This window comes from Curtobacterium pomorum (assembly GCF_044497295.1).
In the GTDB taxonomy this organism is placed as follows: domain Bacteria; phylum Actinomycetota; class Actinomycetes; order Actinomycetales; family Microbacteriaceae; genus Curtobacterium.
The window spans coordinates 2,846,547-2,863,655 of the sequence record NZ_CP172409.1 but is presented as its reverse complement, the minus strand read 5'-3'; the positions used below and the strand labels follow the sequence as shown (position 1 = coordinate 2,863,655).

The 17,109-nt window shown below is 73.0% G+C and carries 16 protein-coding genes and 1 riboswitch; of the genes, 13 read left to right on the top strand and 3 right to left on the bottom strand.

The features are described 5' to 3' along the window. The first annotated feature begins 22 nt into the window (after positions 1-22). Entirely contained in the window at positions 23-589 is a 567-nt protein-coding gene (locus tag ACGH48_RS13605) for a TetR/AcrR family transcriptional regulator (protein WP_222658189.1), read from the top strand. 9 nt (positions 590-598) lie between these two features. Beyond that, positions 599-1,126 (top strand): Lrp/AsnC family transcriptional regulator, encoded by a 528-nt coding sequence (locus tag ACGH48_RS13600; protein WP_123292064.1) that lies wholly within the window; start codon positions 599-601, stop codon positions 1,124-1,126. A gap of 36 nt (positions 1,127-1,162) precedes the next feature. On the opposite strand, the gene ACGH48_RS13595 is transcribed toward ACGH48_RS13600, so the two are convergent. Next, positions 1,163-1,594: a GNAT family N-acetyltransferase gene (locus tag ACGH48_RS13595; RefSeq protein ID WP_340196515.1), complete on the bottom strand. Its 432-nt coding sequence runs from the start codon at positions 1,592-1,594 to the stop codon at positions 1,163-1,165. A gap of 111 nt (positions 1,595-1,705) precedes the next feature. On the opposite strand from ACGH48_RS13595, the gene ACGH48_RS13590 reads away from it, so the two are divergent. From ACGH48_RS13590 to ribH, 6 genes are all read left to right on the top strand, one after another. Next, positions 1,706-3,025 carry a hypothetical protein gene (locus ACGH48_RS13590; RefSeq protein WP_396288946.1) on the top strand — a complete coding sequence of 440 codons (1,320 nt, stop codon included), beginning with the start codon at positions 1,706-1,708 and terminating at the stop codon, positions 3,023-3,025. Positions 3,026-3,113: 88 nt separating this feature from the next. After that, on the top strand, positions 3,114-4,877 hold the full coding sequence (locus ACGH48_RS13585; protein WP_396288945.1) for a hypothetical protein: 1,764 nt from the start codon (positions 3,114-3,116) through the stop codon (positions 4,875-4,877). A 91-nt stretch (positions 4,878-4,968) separates the two neighbouring features. Further along, complete coding sequence (locus ACGH48_RS13580) at positions 4,969-7,362, top strand: bifunctional lysylphosphatidylglycerol flippase/synthetase MprF (RefSeq protein WP_396288944.1); 2,394 nt, start codon at positions 4,969-4,971, stop codon at positions 7,360-7,362. A 68-nt stretch (positions 7,363-7,430) separates the two neighbouring features. After that, a riboswitch (FMN riboswitch) is annotated at positions 7,431-7,565 on the top strand. 90 nt (positions 7,566-7,655) lie between these two features. Further along, positions 7,656-8,309 carry a riboflavin synthase gene (locus ACGH48_RS13575; RefSeq protein WP_396288943.1) on the top strand — a complete coding sequence of 218 codons (654 nt, stop codon included), beginning with the start codon at positions 7,656-7,658 and terminating at the stop codon, positions 8,307-8,309. Positions 8,310-8,320: 11 nt separating this feature from the next. After that, complete coding sequence (ribB, locus tag ACGH48_RS13570) at positions 8,321-8,989, top strand: 3,4-dihydroxy-2-butanone-4-phosphate synthase (protein ID WP_340197588.1); 669 nt, start codon at positions 8,321-8,323, stop codon at positions 8,987-8,989. Beyond that, on the top strand, positions 8,986-9,465 hold the full coding sequence (ribH, locus tag ACGH48_RS13565; RefSeq protein WP_123292070.1) for a 6,7-dimethyl-8-ribityllumazine synthase: 480 nt from the start codon (positions 8,986-8,988) through the stop codon (positions 9,463-9,465). The genes ribB and ribH overlap by 4 nt, the downstream gene beginning before the upstream one ends. A 148-nt stretch (positions 9,466-9,613) precedes the next feature. On the opposite strand, the gene ACGH48_RS13560 is transcribed toward ribH, so the two are convergent. Further along, a complete protein-coding gene (locus ACGH48_RS13560) occupies positions 9,614-9,784 on the bottom strand; it encodes a hypothetical protein (protein ID WP_185021456.1) in 171 nt (56 codons plus the stop codon). A gap of 66 nt (positions 9,785-9,850) precedes the next feature. Next, positions 9,851-10,399 (bottom strand): TetR/AcrR family transcriptional regulator, encoded by a 549-nt coding sequence (locus tag ACGH48_RS13555; protein WP_123313875.1) that lies wholly within the window; start codon positions 10,397-10,399, stop codon positions 9,851-9,853. Between the two features lie 191 nt (positions 10,400-10,590). Between ACGH48_RS13555 and ACGH48_RS13550 the strand changes: the two genes are divergently transcribed. The 5 genes from ACGH48_RS13550 to ACGH48_RS13530 all read left to right on the top strand — a co-directional run bounded on the left by ACGH48_RS13550 (position 10,591) and on the right by ACGH48_RS13530 (position 17,030). After that, complete coding sequence (locus ACGH48_RS13550; RefSeq protein WP_396288942.1) at positions 10,591-12,627, top strand: aldo/keto reductase; 2,037 nt, start codon at positions 10,591-10,593, stop codon at positions 12,625-12,627. Next, on the top strand, positions 12,606-13,637 hold the full coding sequence (locus ACGH48_RS13545; RefSeq protein WP_396288941.1) for a LacI family DNA-binding transcriptional regulator: 1,032 nt from the start codon (positions 12,606-12,608) through the stop codon (positions 13,635-13,637). The genes ACGH48_RS13550 and ACGH48_RS13545 overlap by 22 nt, the downstream gene beginning before the upstream one ends. A 463-nt stretch (positions 13,638-14,100) precedes the next feature. Continuing rightward, positions 14,101-15,624, top strand: coding sequence for an MFS transporter (locus tag ACGH48_RS13540; RefSeq protein WP_340197435.1), 1,524 nt, complete (start codon positions 14,101-14,103; stop codon positions 15,622-15,624). 237 nt (positions 15,625-15,861) lie between these two features. Further along, positions 15,862-16,371 (top strand): flavin reductase family protein, encoded by a 510-nt coding sequence (locus ACGH48_RS13535; RefSeq protein WP_111084301.1) that lies wholly within the window; start codon positions 15,862-15,864, stop codon positions 16,369-16,371. A 44-nt stretch (positions 16,372-16,415) separates the two neighbouring features. After that, positions 16,416-17,030, top strand: a complete 615-nt coding sequence (locus ACGH48_RS13530) for a superoxide dismutase (RefSeq protein ID WP_396288940.1) — start codon at positions 16,416-16,418, stop codon at positions 17,028-17,030. Positions 17,031-17,109 lie beyond the last annotated feature (79 nt).

The window sequence follows — 17,109 nt, the reverse complement described above, 5'->3', positions numbered from 1 at the left end:
TCCGGGCCGCTACGCTTCGACCATGAGCAAGGACGCCGCCGCCACCCGACTGCTGCTCGTGCGGGCAGCGCGACACCGGTTCGCGTTCGACGGGTACAAGGCGACGACGGTGCGGGACATCGCCTCGGACGCGGGGGTCAACGTCGCGTTGATCAACCGCTACTTCGGGTCGAAGGAGGGGCTGTTCCGTGCCTGCCTCGACCGGGTGGTGCAGGACCTCGGGGTCGAGCAGCCCGTCGAGCGGGGCCTCGAGCGCGCGTTGGCCGGGCTGGTCTCGCACGTCGTCCGCGCGCCGACCGACGACGACTCCCTCCAGCTCATGCTCCTGCTCCGGTCCTCCGGTGACGACGGCGCCGACGCCATCCGCCGCGAGACCCTGCGCCGGTACGCCGAACGGCTCGCCACGGCCGTCGGCGGCGAGGTCACCGAGGAGCTGCTCGTCCGGGCCGAGATCGCGCTGTCGGTGGTGCTCGGGATGACGATGCTCCGGCGCTCCACCGCGGTGGAGCCGCTCGCGTCGGCGGACGACGACCTCGTGGCCCGGGCGCTCGACGACGCGCTCCGCGCCCTGCTCGCACCATCGCGGTAGCGTCGAGCCGTGTCCGACCGACCCGCTCGCCGTCCCGACCCCGCCCCGCGCCTCGACGAGGTCGACGAGCGCATCCTCTGGACGCTCGCCGGCGATGCCCGGATCCCGAACAACCGGCTCGCGGCCGCCGTGGGCATCGCGCCGTCGACGTGCCTGACCCGGGTCCGAGCACTCGAGGACGCCGGGGTGATCCGCGGCTACCGGGCCGAGGTCGACATCGCCCGCCTCGGGTTCTCGATCGAGGCGATGGTCTCCGTCCGGGTCCACGCAGCGGCCCGCCACGAACTCCGGGACTTCGCGAAGCGACTGCTCCGCGTGCCCGTCGTGCAGGACGTCTCGTTCCTGGCCGGTGACAAGGACTTCCTGGTGCACATCGCGTGCGAGTCGACCGAGCAGCTCCGGGACTTCGTCGCCGACGAGCTCAGCGGGGACCCCTCCGTGGCGACGACGCAGACGAACATCGTGTTCGAGCGGCTCGTCGCCGACCGGTCCACGCAGGGTCGCTCGTTCGACGAGCTCCGACGCTGGCGCGCCTGACGCGAGTTCCCCCGCCCGTGTGCCTGGCGGGTTCCGTCAGCGCTGCCGGGTCATCGGGACGTGCGGGATCCGGTCCTCGAGGTACTCGTCCCCGGAGCGGACGAACCCGAAGCGGGCGTACCACTGCTCGAGGTGCGACTGGGCGCCGAGGGCGATGCTCGGCGAGCGGGACTCGGCGATCGCGGCCTCGATCAGCTGTCCGGCGAGTCCCTGCCCGCGCGCGTGCGCCGCGGTGACGACCCGGCCGATGCGCTCGGTGCCGTCGGGTTCGCGCAGGAGGCGGAGCGTGGCGTCCACCGAGCCCTGGCCCGCCCAGAACTGCACGGTGCCGGGCTCGAGGTCACGCCCGTCGATGTCCCCGTAGGCGGCCCCCTGTTCGACGACGAAGACGTCCTGCCGGAGCCGGAGGATCTCGTGCAGCGTGACGATGTCCAGGTTGCGGGTCGGAGCGTTGAAGATCGAGACCACGGACGGCCTTTCCTGAGAATTTCTTCCAGAACAGGGTGCGTTCCGGACCGGACCGGCGTACATTGCCGGTCAACCACTCTACGTGCGCAGCCGAGTTCAGGAGGTGAGCGCATGGACACGACATCGCGCGCTCCCTGGCTCACGGTGCTCCGGATCGCCCTGCTGGGCGTCGGGACCCTCGCTGCCCTCGTGCTGCTGTCCCTGGGGTTCGGAGCCCGTCCCGCCTCGGCTGCCGACGCGGCGTCCGCGCCGCCCGCCCAGACGCAGCAGCGCGGACTCGTCACCGGTGTGGTCGACGGCCTCGGCGAGACCGTGCACGACGTGTCCGGCGGTGTCGGACGGGTCGTCGGCGGCGTCGTGGACCCCGTCCGCACGGCGGTCGCGCCCGCGCCCGCGCCGAAGCCCGTACCTGCTGCTCCGGCCGCCCCGAAGCCTGCCCCGGTGGTCCCGGCGCCCACTGCCGCCGCACCTGCGCCCGCTGCTCCGGCCCCCGCGGCCTCGAACCCCGTGACCCCGACCCCTGCCGCTCCGACGACCGCGCCCGCACCCGCGGTGCCGGCCACGACCGCCCCCGCGGCCGAGCCGGCCGCGCACCCGGTACAGGGCGTCGTCGAGCAGGTGGGCACCGCCTCCCGGCCCGTCACCGACACCGTCGCGACGGCGCTGCGTCCCGTGACCGGGACCGTGCAGACGGTCACCGGAGCACGGCCGGTGACCACCGTCGTCCACACGGTCGACCACGTGGTCGGCAGCGTCCCGGTCGTCGGTGTGGTCGTCGGCGACGACACCCTCGGCACGGTGACCGGGCCGGTGACCGGGCTGGTGGACGACACGCTCGGCGGTGTCGGCACGACCGTCGGGCAGGTCCCCGACGTCGTCGCGGGCGTCGTCCCGTCGGTCGGTGCCGTCCTGCCAGGAGGCACGGATCCCGTCGTCGACGTCCCCGCACCTCCGGTCGTCACCGGCCCGACCCCGTCCGACGCGCCCGGTACGACGGTCCCGTCCGCGCGTCCGCCGCAGGCCGCCGCGCCGGCGACGACTCCGTCCGCGACCACGGTCCCGACGACCGACGATCCCGCCGCTCCCGGAACGAGCGCCGAGCGCCGTCCCGGTGCGGCCGTGCCGTCCGCGCTCGTGACCGGGCCGCTCGTCGTGCCCGTCGCCGTCGGCGGCGTGCAGGACGCGACCCTCGGCGGCACAGCGCTGCTCCTGCCCGAGCCGGGCGACGGCCACTCCTCGCCGTCCGACGGCCCTGGCGGCGCGGGTGTCCTCGGTGGCAGTGCCACCTCGACCTCCGGTGGCGTCGCAGCCGTCGGCATCGTCGGCTCGACCGACGACATCGTCTCCCTCGCCGCGGGGTCTCGCGGCACGCTCTCCGACGACGCGGTCCCCGCATCGGTCGTCGGCGAGCACGACGTCGCCCCTGACTGAGATCGGTGCGCCTGTCCTGCACGGCAGGCACGCACACACACCGACCGCGACCGCGGTCGGTCAACGATCTCGATCAGGGAGTACGACCATGAACAAGTACGTCTCGAGAGGGCTCTGGTTCGCCCTCTTCGTCGGCGGCCTCACGCTCGGAGGGACGGCTGCGGCGAACGCGGCCACGACCTCCGGAGCGGACGGCGCCGTGTCCGGAACCCAGGTGGTTCCCTCGGTGGACGCTCCGGTGTCCCTCACCGGCAACGCCCTCGGGGTGCTCGGCGACGCGGTGTCGTCGGTGACCTCGCCCGCTGCCGCTCCTGCAGCCCCAGCTCCTGCTCCGGCGTCCGCGCCGACGACCTCGGGAGCCGACGGCACGGCCTCCGGCACCCAGGTGGCGCCGACCGTGACCGCGCCGGTCTCCGTCGGCGGCAACGCGGTCTCCGTCGGGGGCGATGCAGTGTCGGCCCCGGCCCCGGCTGCTCCGGCTGCCCCGGCCCCGGCCCCTGCCCCGGCTGCGGCCGATGCTCCGACCACGTCCGGTTCCGACGGCACCGGTTCGGGGACACAGGTCGCCGGCGACGTGACCGTCCCCGTCACCGTCGGTGGCAACGCGGTCGCCGTCGGCGGTGACGCGGTGTCGACCACGACGCCGGCCACCCCGGCTGCACCCACCCCGGCCGCCCCGGCTGAGCCCGCCGCTCCGGCACCGGTGACCTCGGGCGAGGACGGCACGGGCTCGGGGACCCAGGTCGCCCCGGTCGTGTCGGTCCCGGTGACGGTTTCCGGCAACGGCATCGGCGTCCTCGGGGACGGCACCGCTGCGGCGTCCGGCCCGGCGACGGCCCCGGCCCCCGCCGCTCCGGCCACGACCGCACCGAGCACGTCGGGCGACGACGGGCTGCTCTCGGGCACCCAGGTCGGCGGACTGGTCGACCTACCGGTCACGATCGGTGGCAACGGCATCGGACTCCTCGGTGACGGCACCTCGACGGGCACGACGCCCGCCGCCGGCACCGGCACGACCGCCGGTTCGGCTCCGGCTGCCGGTGGCACGACGGACGGTTCCGACGGCACCGCCTCGGGCACCCAGGTGTCCCCGGTGGTCACGGTCCCGATCACGGTGTCGGGGAACGGCATCGGTGTGGTCGGCAACGGCACCAGCACCGGCGCGACGGCCCCGACGGGCACCACCCCGGGCAGCACGACCCCGTCGACCGGGGGGACGACCTCCGGCGACGGTGGCCTGCTCTCCGGCACCCAGGTGGTCCCGGTGATCAGCCTGCCGATCACGATCGGCGGGAACGGCATCGGTGTCGTCGGCGACGGCACCGCCACCACCCCCGGCACCGGCACCACGCCGGGTGACGGCACGGACCCGGGCACGGACCCCGGCACCGACCCCGGGACGGACCCCGGTACGGACCCCGGCACCGACCCCGGTACGGACCCGGGCACGGACCCCGGTACGAACCCCGGTGACGGCACGGACCCGGGCACGAACCCCGGTGACGGGACGGACCCGGGCACGAACCCCGGTGACGGGACGGACGTCGGCGACGGCACCGCGCCCGGAACCGTGACCACCCCGGCCGGTGCCACCGGCACGGACGGGCCGACCCGGGCCTCCACGGCGGGTGTGGTGACCACCACGGTCGCCGCGACCACCGGGCTCCCGGCCGTCGCACGCACGGTGGCGGACACGGTCGCCGCCGGTGACGGCGCGACCGAGCTCGCGTACACGGGAGCGACCTCGCCGGTCGTCCCCGTCGGGTTCGCGCTCCTGCTGCTGCTCGCCGGGGCGGGCACGCTCCTGCTCCGTCGTCGGCACTCCGGAGTCGGCACCGACGGGCAGCGCTGACAGCAGGTGACCGAGGGGCGTCGCACCGCCGACGCCCCTCGTCACCGTGCGCGGAGTTGTCCGAACGGCCGGCCGGCACCACCATGAGGGGGTGCGCTCCGCCCTCGTCCGGCATCCGGTGACGGCCGCGATCACGTTCCTCGTGGTCGCGACCGCGGTCTTCGGCATCGTCGTCCGGGTGCTGCACGGCGCCGACCCGGCCTCGTACGGGCCCTTCCGGATCTTCGCGGCGTCCACGGGCGCGGTCGCGTTGCTCGCCACGATCGCCGGCGTCGTCGTCCTCGTCGGCGCCGCCGAACGGCTGATGGGGTCGTGGCGGACCGCTCTGGCGTTCGTCGTCACCACCGTCGTCGGCACCGCGGCCGGCGCGCTCACCGCGTTCGTCGACGCCGACGGTCGCGACCTCACGAGCCTGCTGCTCGGACGGGCGACGGCCTTCGACCCCTGGACCGCGATCGTCGGCACGATCGTCACCGCGAGCGCGTTCGCCGGACCGCTCTGGCGACGGCGCATCCGGGTGAACGCGCTCGCCGTCGTGGCCGCGCTCCTGCTCTACGCCGGACACGCCTCCGACCTGTACGCGGTGCTCGCCGCCGGGGTGGGATGGGTGCTCGGCGAGCTGCTCCGCCGCACCCCGAAGCGTGGCGGGTGGGTGCGCAGCTCGCACCGCGAGACCCGGGTCCTGCTCGGGACGGTCGTGCTGGTCTCGGCGATCGGTCCCGTGGTGGCGCTCGTCTCCCGCGCACGGGTCGGACTGCTCGCCCCGATCGCCGCGGTGCTCGGCACCGGGCCGGTGACGCCCGTGAGCGGCTGCGGCACGGACGGGGCCTCGGCGGAGTGCCTCCGCGCGCTGCTGGCGTACCGGGCGACGGACCCGTGGACGCTGCTGCTCGCCGTCGCGCCCCTGCTCGTCCTCGTCGTCGGCGGCCTCGGGCTCTTCCGGGGCAGCCGGTTCGCCGTCTGGCTCGTGGTGGCGGTCGACCTGGTGACGGCGGTGGCGGCCGCGGTCACCTACGGGGTGCTGCCCGCGCGGGCCGGTGGGCTGCAGGGCACCGCCGACGAGTTCGTCACGGCGCTGTCGGTCGGTGCGTCGATCGTGGTGCCGCTCGCGACCGCGGCCGTCCTCGTGCTCCGGCGCCGGTCGTTCACGGTGCTGCCGTCGCGTCGGCGTGTGGTCGCCTTCGCGGTGACCGTGGTCGCGGCGGTCGCCGTCGTGGTCGGCACGGTCGCGGTGTTCGCGGCGTCCGCACCGCAGCGCGTCGAGGACCCGCTCCGGCTCGCCGTCGCAGCGCTCGGCCCGCTGTCGCCGTCGGCCGCCTGGGAGCGACTGCCGTCGCTCGGCACCGCGCTCCGCATCGTGGTCGGGCTCGCCGGACCGGTGCTCTGGTTCGTCGTCGCGCTCGCCGCGGTCCGACCGACCGGCGCGGTGGAACCGGACACCGACGCGGACGGCTCCCGCACCGACCGGGAACGAGCCCGGGCGCTCGTGACCGCCGGCGGGGGCGACACGTTCGGGTGGATGACGACCTGGCGTGGCAACGCGTACTGGTTCGCCGCCGACGGGCGCGCCGGGGTGGCGTTCCGGCGCAACGGTGGCGTGGCCGTCACCGTCGGCGGTCCGTTCGGCTACCCGGACGCCCGCGACGCCGCGATGACGGACTTCGCCCGGTACTGCGACGACAACGGGTGGACGACCGTCTTCTACGGCGTCGACGCCCGGAACGCCGAGCTGCTGACGACGCTGGGGTGGTCGACGCTGCCGGTGGCCGAGGACGCCGACCTCGACCCGCGCACCTGGACGACGACGGGCAAGCGCAAGCAGGACGTCCGCACGGCCGTGAACCGGGCTCGTCGCGAGGGCATCACCGCCACGTGGTCGTCATGGCAGGACCTGCCGCCGTCGACGGCGCGGCAGATCGAGGCGATCTCGGAGGAGTGGGTGTCCGAGCGCGAGCTCCCCGAGATGGGCTTCACGCTCGGCGGGGTGGACGAGATGCGCGACCCCGCGGTCCGGACGCTCGTCGCGCAGGACGCCACCGGGCGGGTGCTCGCCGTGACGAGCTGGTTGCCGAGTCACCGCGAGGGCCGGGTCGTCGGGTGGACGCTCGACGTGATGCGCCGGACCGAGGCCGCGCCGAACGGCGTGATGGAGTTCCTCGTCGCGAGCGCCGCCGAACGGATGCGGGACGACGGTGTCGAACGGCTCAGCCTGTCGGCGGCGCCGCTCGCACAGGCGGGCGAGGCCGCTGCGCCGAACGACGGGGTGCAGAGCCTGCTCGAGCTCGTCGGGGGAGTCCTCGAACCGGTCTACGGCTTCCGGTCGCTGCTGCGGTTCAAGCAGAAGTTCGGACCCGACCTGCACCCGCTCGTCCTCGCCTACCCCGACCCGGTCGCGCTGCCGTCGATCGGACTCGCGGTCGTCCGGGCGTACCTGCCGGACCTGTCGCTGCGGCAGGCGGTCGCGCTCGCGCGCGGACGCGGCTGACCGCGCGTTACACGGTGCGTCCCGGCTCGACGCGTCCGTCACCGGTCTGGGGTATCGTTCCGACTACGCAAGCGCTCCGGGGTCGGTGCAATTCCGAACCGGTGGTGACAGTCCACGAACTGATGACGGGTGCGAACCCGCCAGAGGTTGACTCGGTGAAACTCCGGGACCGACGGTGAGAGTCCGGATGGGAGGCGCGCTGGCGGACGAGACGACCCACCCTGCGTGGGGCGACCCGTCCGTCGATGCCGACGATCGTCGAACACCCCCGGAGTCCCGTTGAGAGGACACCAGTGTTCACCGGCATCATCGAGGAACTCGGCACCGTCACCGCCGTCGAGCAGCACGGCGACTCCGTCGCGCTCACCGTGCGCGGGCCGATCGTGGTCGCGGACGCGAGCCACGGCGACTCCATCGCCACCAGCGGCGTGTGCCTGACCGTCGTCGAGCAGACCCCCGACTCCTTCACCGCGTTCGTCATGAAGCAGACCCTCGACATGAGCGCGCACGGAGCACTACGGGTGGGCGACCGCCTGAACCTCGAACGTGCGGCGTCGGTCGGCGACCGGCTCGGTGGCCACATCGTGCAGGGCCACATCGACGGCACCGCCACCGTGCTGGAGACCGCCGACGGCGACGGCTGGCGCCGGATGCGGTTCTCGCTCGCGCCGGCGCTCAGCCCGCTCGTCGTCGACAAGGGATCCATCGCACTCGACGGCGTCTCGCTCACCGTCAGCGCCGTCTCGCCGGAGGACACCGCGCCCGACGCCGCCTGGTTCGAGGTCAGCCTGATCCCCGAGACGCTCGAGGCCACGACGCTCGGCCTGCGCGTGCCGGGGGACCGGGTGAACGTCGAGACCGACGTGCTGGCACGGCACGTGCGCCGGATGCTGCGGCTCGACGCCGCGGTCGGCGCGCTGGAGACCGTCGGGTCGGAGGCCCGGTGATGGTCGCGTCCGTGCCGCAGACGCTCGGCCTGGCGAGCGTCGAGGCCGCGATCGCGTCGGTGGCGGCCGGTCGCCCGGTCATCGTGGTCGACGACGAGGACCGCGAGAACGAGGGCGACGTCATCCTGTCCGCCGAGCTCGCGACGCCCGAGTGGATCGCCTGGACCGTGGCGCACTCGTCCGGGTTCATCTGCGCGCCCGTCAGCACCGGGATCGCCGACGCCCTCGACCTGCCGCCGATGGTCCAGCACAACGAGGACGTCCGCGGCACCGCGTACACCGTCACCGTCGACGCTGCCGTCGGGGTCACCACCGGCATCAGTGCCCACGACCGTGCGCGCACGCTGCGGGTGCTCGCCGACCCGACGTCCGTGCGCGACGACCTGCACCGCCCCGGTCACGTCGTGCCCCTGCGGGCGCGGCCGGGCGGGGTCCGCGAACGTGCGGGGCACACCGAAGCAGCGATCGAGCTCGTCACGGCCGCCGGGCTGCGGCCCGCCGCGGCGATCTGCGAGATCGTCGACGAGGACGGCGGCATGATGCGGCTGCCGGCGCTCGTCGCACTCGGGGCGCGCGAGGGCGTGCCCGTCATCACCATCGCCGCGCTCGTCGAGTGGCTGGACGCGGCAGACCGGACGGCGGCAGCAGCTGCCCCGTCCACGGAAGGGACAGCACGATGAGCGGAGCAGGCGCGGCGGACCGCGACCACGTCGACGGAACCGGGATCCGGGTGGCCATCGTCGCCGGACAGTGGCACGACACGATCGCGGCGGGGCTGCTCGCCGGCGCGCAGCGCGAGGTCGAACGACTCGGCGCCACCGCGTCGGTGTTCCCGGTGCCGGGGAGCTTCGAGCTGCCCGTCGTCGCGAAGACCGCTCTCGAGGCCGGGTTCGACGCCGCGGTCGCGCTCGGCGTGATCATCCGGGGCGGCACCCCGCACTTCGAGTACGTGTCCGACGCCGCCACGAGCGGGCTCACCCGCGTGGCGATCGACACCGGCAAGCCCGTGGGCTTCGGTGTGCTGACGCTGGACGACGAGCAGCAGGGCATCGACCGGGCCGGGCTGCCCGGGTCGAAGGAGGACAAGGGCGCCGAGGCCGTCCACGCCGCGGTCGCGACCGCGGTCACACTGCGCTCGCTGCGCGTCCTCGCGTAGCGGCGGGCGCTCGCGGAACCAGGTTCCGGACACAACACCACGCTGATCCGCGGTGCTGTGTCCGGAACCTGGTTCCCCACACGTCGCCGGCACGCAGAACGGCCCCGCACCTCGAGCGGTGCGGGGCCGTTCTGCGTCAGCGGGGTGGTTACCGCTTGCCGAAGACGTGGATCGGCAGGAAGAAGGAGAGGGTCATCAGGATCAGACCGCCCATGAAGACGAACGCCTGACCCGAGTCGACCTGGAACGCGAACCCGAACAGGTACATCGACACCAGCAGCAGCAGGATCGAGAAAACAGCGGCGATGACGCGGCCCACGGGATACCTCCGGGTGTCGACGAGTGGAACGTCGCCAAGTCTATCCCCAGGAACGGGGATGGTCGTTCACGCGCCGGGCTTCGTCGCGATCAGACGGTCCACGACGGCGAGCAAGGCCTCCATGTCGACGGTGCTGCGCTTCGGGCGACCGTCGCTCGCCGCCCCCAGTGAGGCCTGGTGGTACAGGCCGTCGCCGAGGAGCTTGACGGCCTGGGCGGTCGGTTCGTCGTGGAGTGCGTCGACGAGGGTCGCGAGCCACGCGTTCTCGGTGTCGTCGAGGGTGCGACCCGCTTCTTCGTAGCCGGCCTGCTGCAGGCGGCTCGCGGCGAGGAGCGCGAGGTCGAGCTCGCTGCCGACGAACAGGCAGTTGCGGACGAAGTAGCGGGCGGCGCCGTCCTCGGCCTCGGCCATGCGCTCGACGTCGATGGCGGACAGGTCGGACAGCCGCTCGCACAGCCCCTCGACCAGGGCCGCCTTGGAGCCGAAGTGGTACAGCAGCCCGCCCTTGGAGACACCGGCGCGCGCGGCGACGGCGTCGAGCGTCGCGGGACGTTCGCCGTCCTCGCACACGATGGCGACGAAGCTGTCGAGGACGCGGTCGCGGGCACTGGCCATGCGCACGAGTCTAGGAGGAGTTGCGCGCGCCGCGGGCACCACTCGTCAGCGGCGGTCCGTGAACGCTCACGAAGTGGTCCGGAGCAAGCTCTGTGGGACACGCCGAGTGGAGCACGCACGCATTGATCCACCGGGCGTGTGGCACTAGCGTCGTCGTGACCGTGAAGGTTCACGAGACGACAAGGATCCGCATGTCAGCGCAGACCGCGAACACCGCCAGTACCACGACTCCGACGGTCGCCGACCGCCCCGGCTGGGCCGTCCTCGGCCCCGGGGGCATCGCCCGCCGCTTCCTCTCCCAGCTGCCCGCGAGCGGTGGTGCCCTGGTCGCCGCCGGCAGCTCGTCCACCGAACGGGCGCAGACCTTCGCCGACGAAGCCGCGCAGCTCGGGTTCGCCGACGTCTCCGCCGCGACCTACGACGAGGTCCTCGCCGACCCGCGCGTCGACGCCGTCTACGTCTCGACCGTGCACACCGGTCACGCCCGGCTCGTCCTCGCCGCGCTCGAAGCCGGCAAGGCCGTGCTGTGCGAGAAGCCCCTCGCCCCGAACCACGGCACCGCCATGGCGCTCGCCGACGCCGCGCGCCAGGCCGGCCTGCCGCTGGTCGAGGCGTTCATGTACCGCTTCCACCCGCAGACCGCGGCGCTGCTCGACCTCGTGCGCGACGGCGTCATCGGCGCGGTCACGCACATCGACGCCTCGTTCGCGTTCCGCACCGGCGAGCGGACCGGCCGGTTGTTCGACGTCGACACCGCCGGCGGCGGGATCCTCGACGTCGGCGGGTACCCGGTGTCGATGGCCGCCGCGATCGTGCAGGCCGCGACCGGTGTCGCCGTCGCCGAGCCGACGGAGCTCACCGCCACCGGGACCCTCGGGCCCACCGGCGTCGACGAGTGGACCGTCGCGCAGCTCACCTACAAGGGCGGGATCACGGCGTCGGTCCGCACCGGCGTCTTCGTGCAGGACGACAACGCCGTGACGGTGTACGGCTCGCGCGGTCGCATCGTGCTCACCGACCCGTGGACCCTCGGCGACGACCCCACCATCGAGATCCGCACCGTCGACGAGGACCCGCGCTCGCTGTCGTTCGCGGGCGAGCACCCCTACGCCCGCGAGGCAGACGCCACCACCGACGCACTGCGTGCCGGTGCAGTCGAGGCGTCGCAGATGACGATCGACGAGTCGCTCGCCACCGCCCGCACCCTCGACAAGTGGCGCGCCGCGATCGGCCTGCGGTACCCGTTCGAGGCCGAGACCGCGGACATCCCCACCGTGAGCGGTCGGCCGCTCCGGGTCCAGGACGGCAACCCCATGAAGTACGGCGAGATCCCGGGTGTCGGCAAGCGGCTGTCCCGCCTGGTCATGGGCGTCGACAACCAGCCCGACCTGGCGCACGCCAGCGCGATCTTCGACCTGTTCGTCGAGCAGGGCGGCAACGTCTTCGACACCGGCTACATCTACGGCGGCGGCGTGCTCGAGGGCCGGCTCGGCAAGTGGATCCAGAACCGCGGTGTCCGTGAGGACGTCGTGGTCATCACGAAGGGCGCGCACACGCCGTTCTGCGACCCGGAGTCCCTGACGAAGCAGCTGCTCGAGAGCCTGGAGCGCCAGGGCACCGACTACGCGGACATCTACATGATGCACCGCGACAACCCGGACATCCCGGTGGGGGAGTTCGTCGACGTCCTCGACGAGCACCGCCGCGCGGGCCGCATCCGCGTGTACGGCGGGTCGAACTGGACCCCGGCACGCTTCGACGAGGCGAACGCCTACGCCCGGGCGAACGGGAAGCACGAGTTCGAGGTCCTCAGCAACCACTTCGGCCTGGCCGAGGCGTACGACGTGCCGTGGGACGGCTGCGAGCACGCGACCGACGCCGCGTCGAAGGCGTGGCTCGAGGAGCGTCAGGTCCCGCTGCTGCCGTGGTCGTCGCAGGCCCGCGGCTTCTTCACCGGCCGCGCGACGCCCGAGGACACCAGCGACGCCGAGCTCGTCCGCTGCTACTACAGCGACGAGAACTTCGAGCGGCTCCGTCGCGCGCGCGAGCTCGGCGACCGGTTCGGCGTCCCCGCCACGGCGATCGCCCTGGCGTACGTGCTGAACCAGCCGTTCCCGACGTTCCCGCTCTTCGGACCCCGTACGATCGCGGAGGCCCGATCGTCCATGACGGGCCTCTCCGTCGACCTCACCCCGGAACAGGTGGCATGGCTGGACCTCCGCGACTGACCCAGTCGCCACCGGACGGACCGCACCCCGGCGGCCGCGCGACGATCATCGACGTCGCCGCGGCTGCCGGGGTGTCCCGGCAGACCGTCACGCGTGCGATGAACGGCATGTCCGGCATCAGCGCGACCACGAAGGAACGGGTGCTCGCCGTCGCGGCGGCGCTCGACTACCGGCCGTCGCGGTTCGGCCGTGGGCTGGTTACCGGCGGCGACCACCAGCTCGGGCTCGTCGTGAACGACCTGCGGAACCCCTACACGCCCCAGCTCGCCTCCGCCGTGTTCCGGCTCGCCGCCGAGCAGGGGTGGAACGTCATGCTCGCCGACGTCGACCTGGCGAGCGACGCGGACCGGATGGTCCAGGCGCTCGGCGCGCAGACCGACGTGGTCATCGGCTACCTCGGCTCGCGTCGGCACCGGTGGAGCGAGGTCCTCGGCAACGTGCCGATGGTCGAGCTCGACCCGTCCTCCGACCCGCCGACGGCGGCCGTGTGGATCGACCCCGCCGACGCGATCGAGGCCCTCGCCGACCACCTGGTGGCGACCGGGGTGCGGCACCCGGTCGTGCTCGACAACTCGTCGCCGGACCACACGAGCGCACGCGGCGGGCTCATGCTGGACGCCCTCCTCCGCCGCGGTTACCTGCCGGAGCTCGTGCACGCGCCGCACGCCACGGCCGAGTGCGGTGCCGAGGAGACCGTGCGGATCCTCGCCCGGAAGCGCCGGCTCGACGCGATCCTCGCGTTCAACGACGTGATGGCGCTCGGTGTGCTGCAGGCGTGTCGGCGTGCGGGCGTCGACGTCCCCGGTGACGTCCGGGTCGTCGGCGTCGACGGCCTGCCGCTCGGCGCGCTGGTGTCACCGACGCTCACCACCCTGGCGGTCGACCTCGACGCGGTCGCGCGCGAGGCGCTCGGCCTCGCCCTCGGCATGCTCGCCGGCGAGCTGCCACGGCACGGCCCCGGAGTGCAGCGCACCGTGCGTCACAGCCTGCTGGTCCGCGACTCGGCCTGACGACGGCCGCGAGCCCCGCCCCGCCCACCTCGCCGCGCCCTGCCCACCCCGCCCCGCCCCGCCGGCCGCCCCGCGCCGCCCCCGAGGTTCCGAAATCTCGGCATGTCGGCGCTCGTGCCGCCCGACATCGGAACCCGGGCGAACTCCACGCGGCGTGTTGTGGAACCCCGGCACCAGTACCCCGGCACCAGTACCCCTGCACCGGAACCCCGGCACCGGACGCGGGTCGTGCCGCCGCTCCAGCCACCCGCCCTGGGCGGGACCAGCCGTCGGCCTGGAGGCGCGTGGCGGGCCCGCCACGGGCCTCCCGTCAGCCTGTTGGTTGCATTTGCAACCATAACCGTCCAGACGGTACACTGGCGGAGTCCTGACGGGGCGCGTGTCCATCCCGCGTCCCGTCTCGTCTGCCCCACGCACCGCCCCGCCGTCGACCAGGTCCGGCTCGAAGTCCCAGGAGTCCGCCGTGTCCGCACTGCTCACCAGCCCCGTCGCCACCCGTGTCACCGGGAGCCGCGCCCGACGGTTCCTCGCGCTCGCCGTGCTCATGCTGCCGGTCCTGCTCATCTCGGTGGACAACACCGTGCTGAGCTTCGCGCTGCCGTCGATCAGCCGCGCGCTCAACCCGGACGCCACCACGCAACTCTGGATCGTCGACGCGTACCCGCTCGTCCTGGCCGGCCTCCTCGTGGTGATGGGCAGCATCGGTGACCGCATCGGGCGACGTCGGATCCTGGTGATCGGAGCCACCGGCTTCGCGCTGTTCTCCGTCGCCGCGGGGTTCGCGACCGACGCCTGGATGCTCGTCGCCGCCCGGATCGCGATGGGCGTGTTCGGCGCGATGCTCATGCCCGCGACGCTCTCGATCATCCGCAACGTCTTCGTCGACGCGGGGGAGCGGCGGATGGCGCTGGCCGTCTGGTCGACCATGTTCGCGGCCGGCAACGCCCTCGGCCCGCTCGTCGGAGGCACGCTGCTCGCGCACTTCCACTGGGGCAGCGTCTTCCTGATCGCGGTGCCGATCCTCGTGCTCATGCTCGTCGGCGTCCCGTTCTGCGTGCCGGAATCGCGTGACCCGATGCCCGGTCCGGTGGACGTGCCGAGCATGTTCCTGTCCCTCGGCGCGCTGGCGCCGACCGCGTGGGCGATCAAGTCGGTCGTGCACCCGGAGGAGCGCGGGTTCGCCGTCGCCATGCTCGCCGTCGGGGTCGTGTGCGGCATCGCGTTCGTCCGCCGGCAGCTGCGCTCCCGCACGCCGATGCTCGATCTGCGGCTGTTCCGCAGCACGGCGTTCACCGGCAGCGTGCTCATGAACCTGATGGCGATGTTCTCGCTGACCGGCTTCCTGTTCTTCATCGCGCAGCACCTGCAGCTCGTCGCGGGTCTGGACCCGTTCACCTCGGGCGTCGTGCTCATCCCCGGATCGGTGCTCACGATCGTCGCCGGTCTGGCGGTCGTGCCGGTCGTCGCCCGCGTGGCACCGCGCTGGGTCGTGTCGGTCTCGCTGCTCTTCTCGGCGGCCGCGTACGCGCTCGTGGCGGTCCTCGGGCACCACGCGTCGATCGCCGCACTGGCGTTCGCGTTCGTGCTGCTCGGCATCGGGATCGGCGCGTCCGAGACCGTCACGAACGACCTCATCATCTCGACCGCTCCGGCGGACAAGGCCGGTGCAGCGTCGGCGATGTCCGAGACCGCGTACGAGATCGGCGCGGTGCTCGGTACGGCCGTCCTCGGCACGATCCTGGCGACCACCTACCGGGCGCACGTCGTGGTGCCGGGCGGGCTGAGCTCGACCGCGCACACCGCTGCGCAGGAGACGCTCGGCGGTGCGGTGTCCGCCGCGTCGTCCCTCGGCGGACCGACCGGTCAGGCACTGCTCGAATCGGCGCGGGCCGCGTTCGACTCCGGCGTGACGATCACGGCGGGCGTCGCCGCGGTGCTCATGGTGATCGCCGCCGCGGGCGCCGTCGTCATGCTCAAGCGCCGCTGAGCGCTGGCCGCGCGCGCTTCGTGAGCAGAAATGGTCGGGTCGTCGCGAGCGACTCGACCATTTCTGCTCACGAAGTGGCCCCCGCGGGGCCGCGCGACGCGTCATGCGGCGTCATCCGGCACGCCCGGGAGCGGTCGAACCTGTGAATCGTTGACCTCAACCATGGTTCAGGTCATACGTTGGGACATGGCCGCCCAGTGACGGCTCACCCCGCGCGAAGGAACGACGACGAACACCATGCCCGACGAAGCCCCGGCGAACATCGCCGAAGCGTACAAGTCCGCGTTCCGCGGGCACCCGGCCGGCGTCGCCGTCATCACCGCCGAGGGGCCCGACGGTCCGACCGGACTCACCGCCTCGAGCGTCGCGAGCGTGGCGGTCGACCCGCCGGTGCTCGTGTTCTCGCTCTCCACGAACTCCGGGTCCGCCGGTGTCGTGCTCGGCGCACCGGTCTTCGTCGTCCACCTGGTCGACTCGCTGAGCGTCGCCCTCGCGCGACGCTTCGCCTCGACGGGCAGCCCGACCGCGGACGACCCGATCTGGGGCACGCTGCCCTCGGGTGACCGCTACCTGCCCAGCGCCGCCAGCGCGCTCCGGTGCCGTCCGCTCTCCACGACCCCGATCGGCAGTTCGACCGTCGTCGTCGCCGAGGTCCTCGACATCGTCGTCGGCCTCGAGCACGGCGAGCCGCTGGTCTACCACAACCGGGAATTCCACTCCCTCACCGATCGTTCCCGGCTCTCGTGAGCCGCGGAATCCCATCCGCAACCCACTGATCGAAAGGACCTCACATGGCTGAGTACACCCTGCCGGAGCTGCCGTACGACTACGCCGCACTCGAGCCGCACATCAGCGGCAAGATCATGCAGCTGCACCACGACAAGCACCACCAGGCCTACGTCACCGGAGCGAACACCGCGCTGCAGCAGCTCGGTGAAGCGCGCGAGTCGGGCAACTTCGGTGCGATCAACAAGCTCGAGAAGGACCTGGCGTTCCACCTCGGTGGGCACGTCAACCACTCGATCTTCTGGACCAACCTCGGCCCGGACACCAAGGTCCCCGAGGGTGAGCTCGCCGCGGCCATCGACGAGTTCTTCGGCTCGTTCGACACCTTCAAGGCGCAGTTCGCCGCCGTCGCGAACGGCATCCAGGGCTCCGGCTGGGCCGTCCTCGCCTGGGACACCGTCGGCCAGAAGCTGACCACGTTCCAGCTGTTCGACCAGCAGGCCAACGTGCCGTTCGGTCTCGTGCCGATCTTCCTGCTCGACATGTGGGAGCACGCCTTCTACCTCGACTACCTCAACGTCAAGGCGGACTACGTCAAGGCCGTCTGGAACATCGTCGACTGGGAGAACGTCGCGGCGCGCTTCGTCAACGCGAAGTCGCAGTCGTTCGTGACGCTCTGATCCACCGACCGCGGGTCGCGTGACGCGACCGACGGACGAACGGGAGGCACGGTGCCAGCTGGCACCGTGCCTCCCGTTC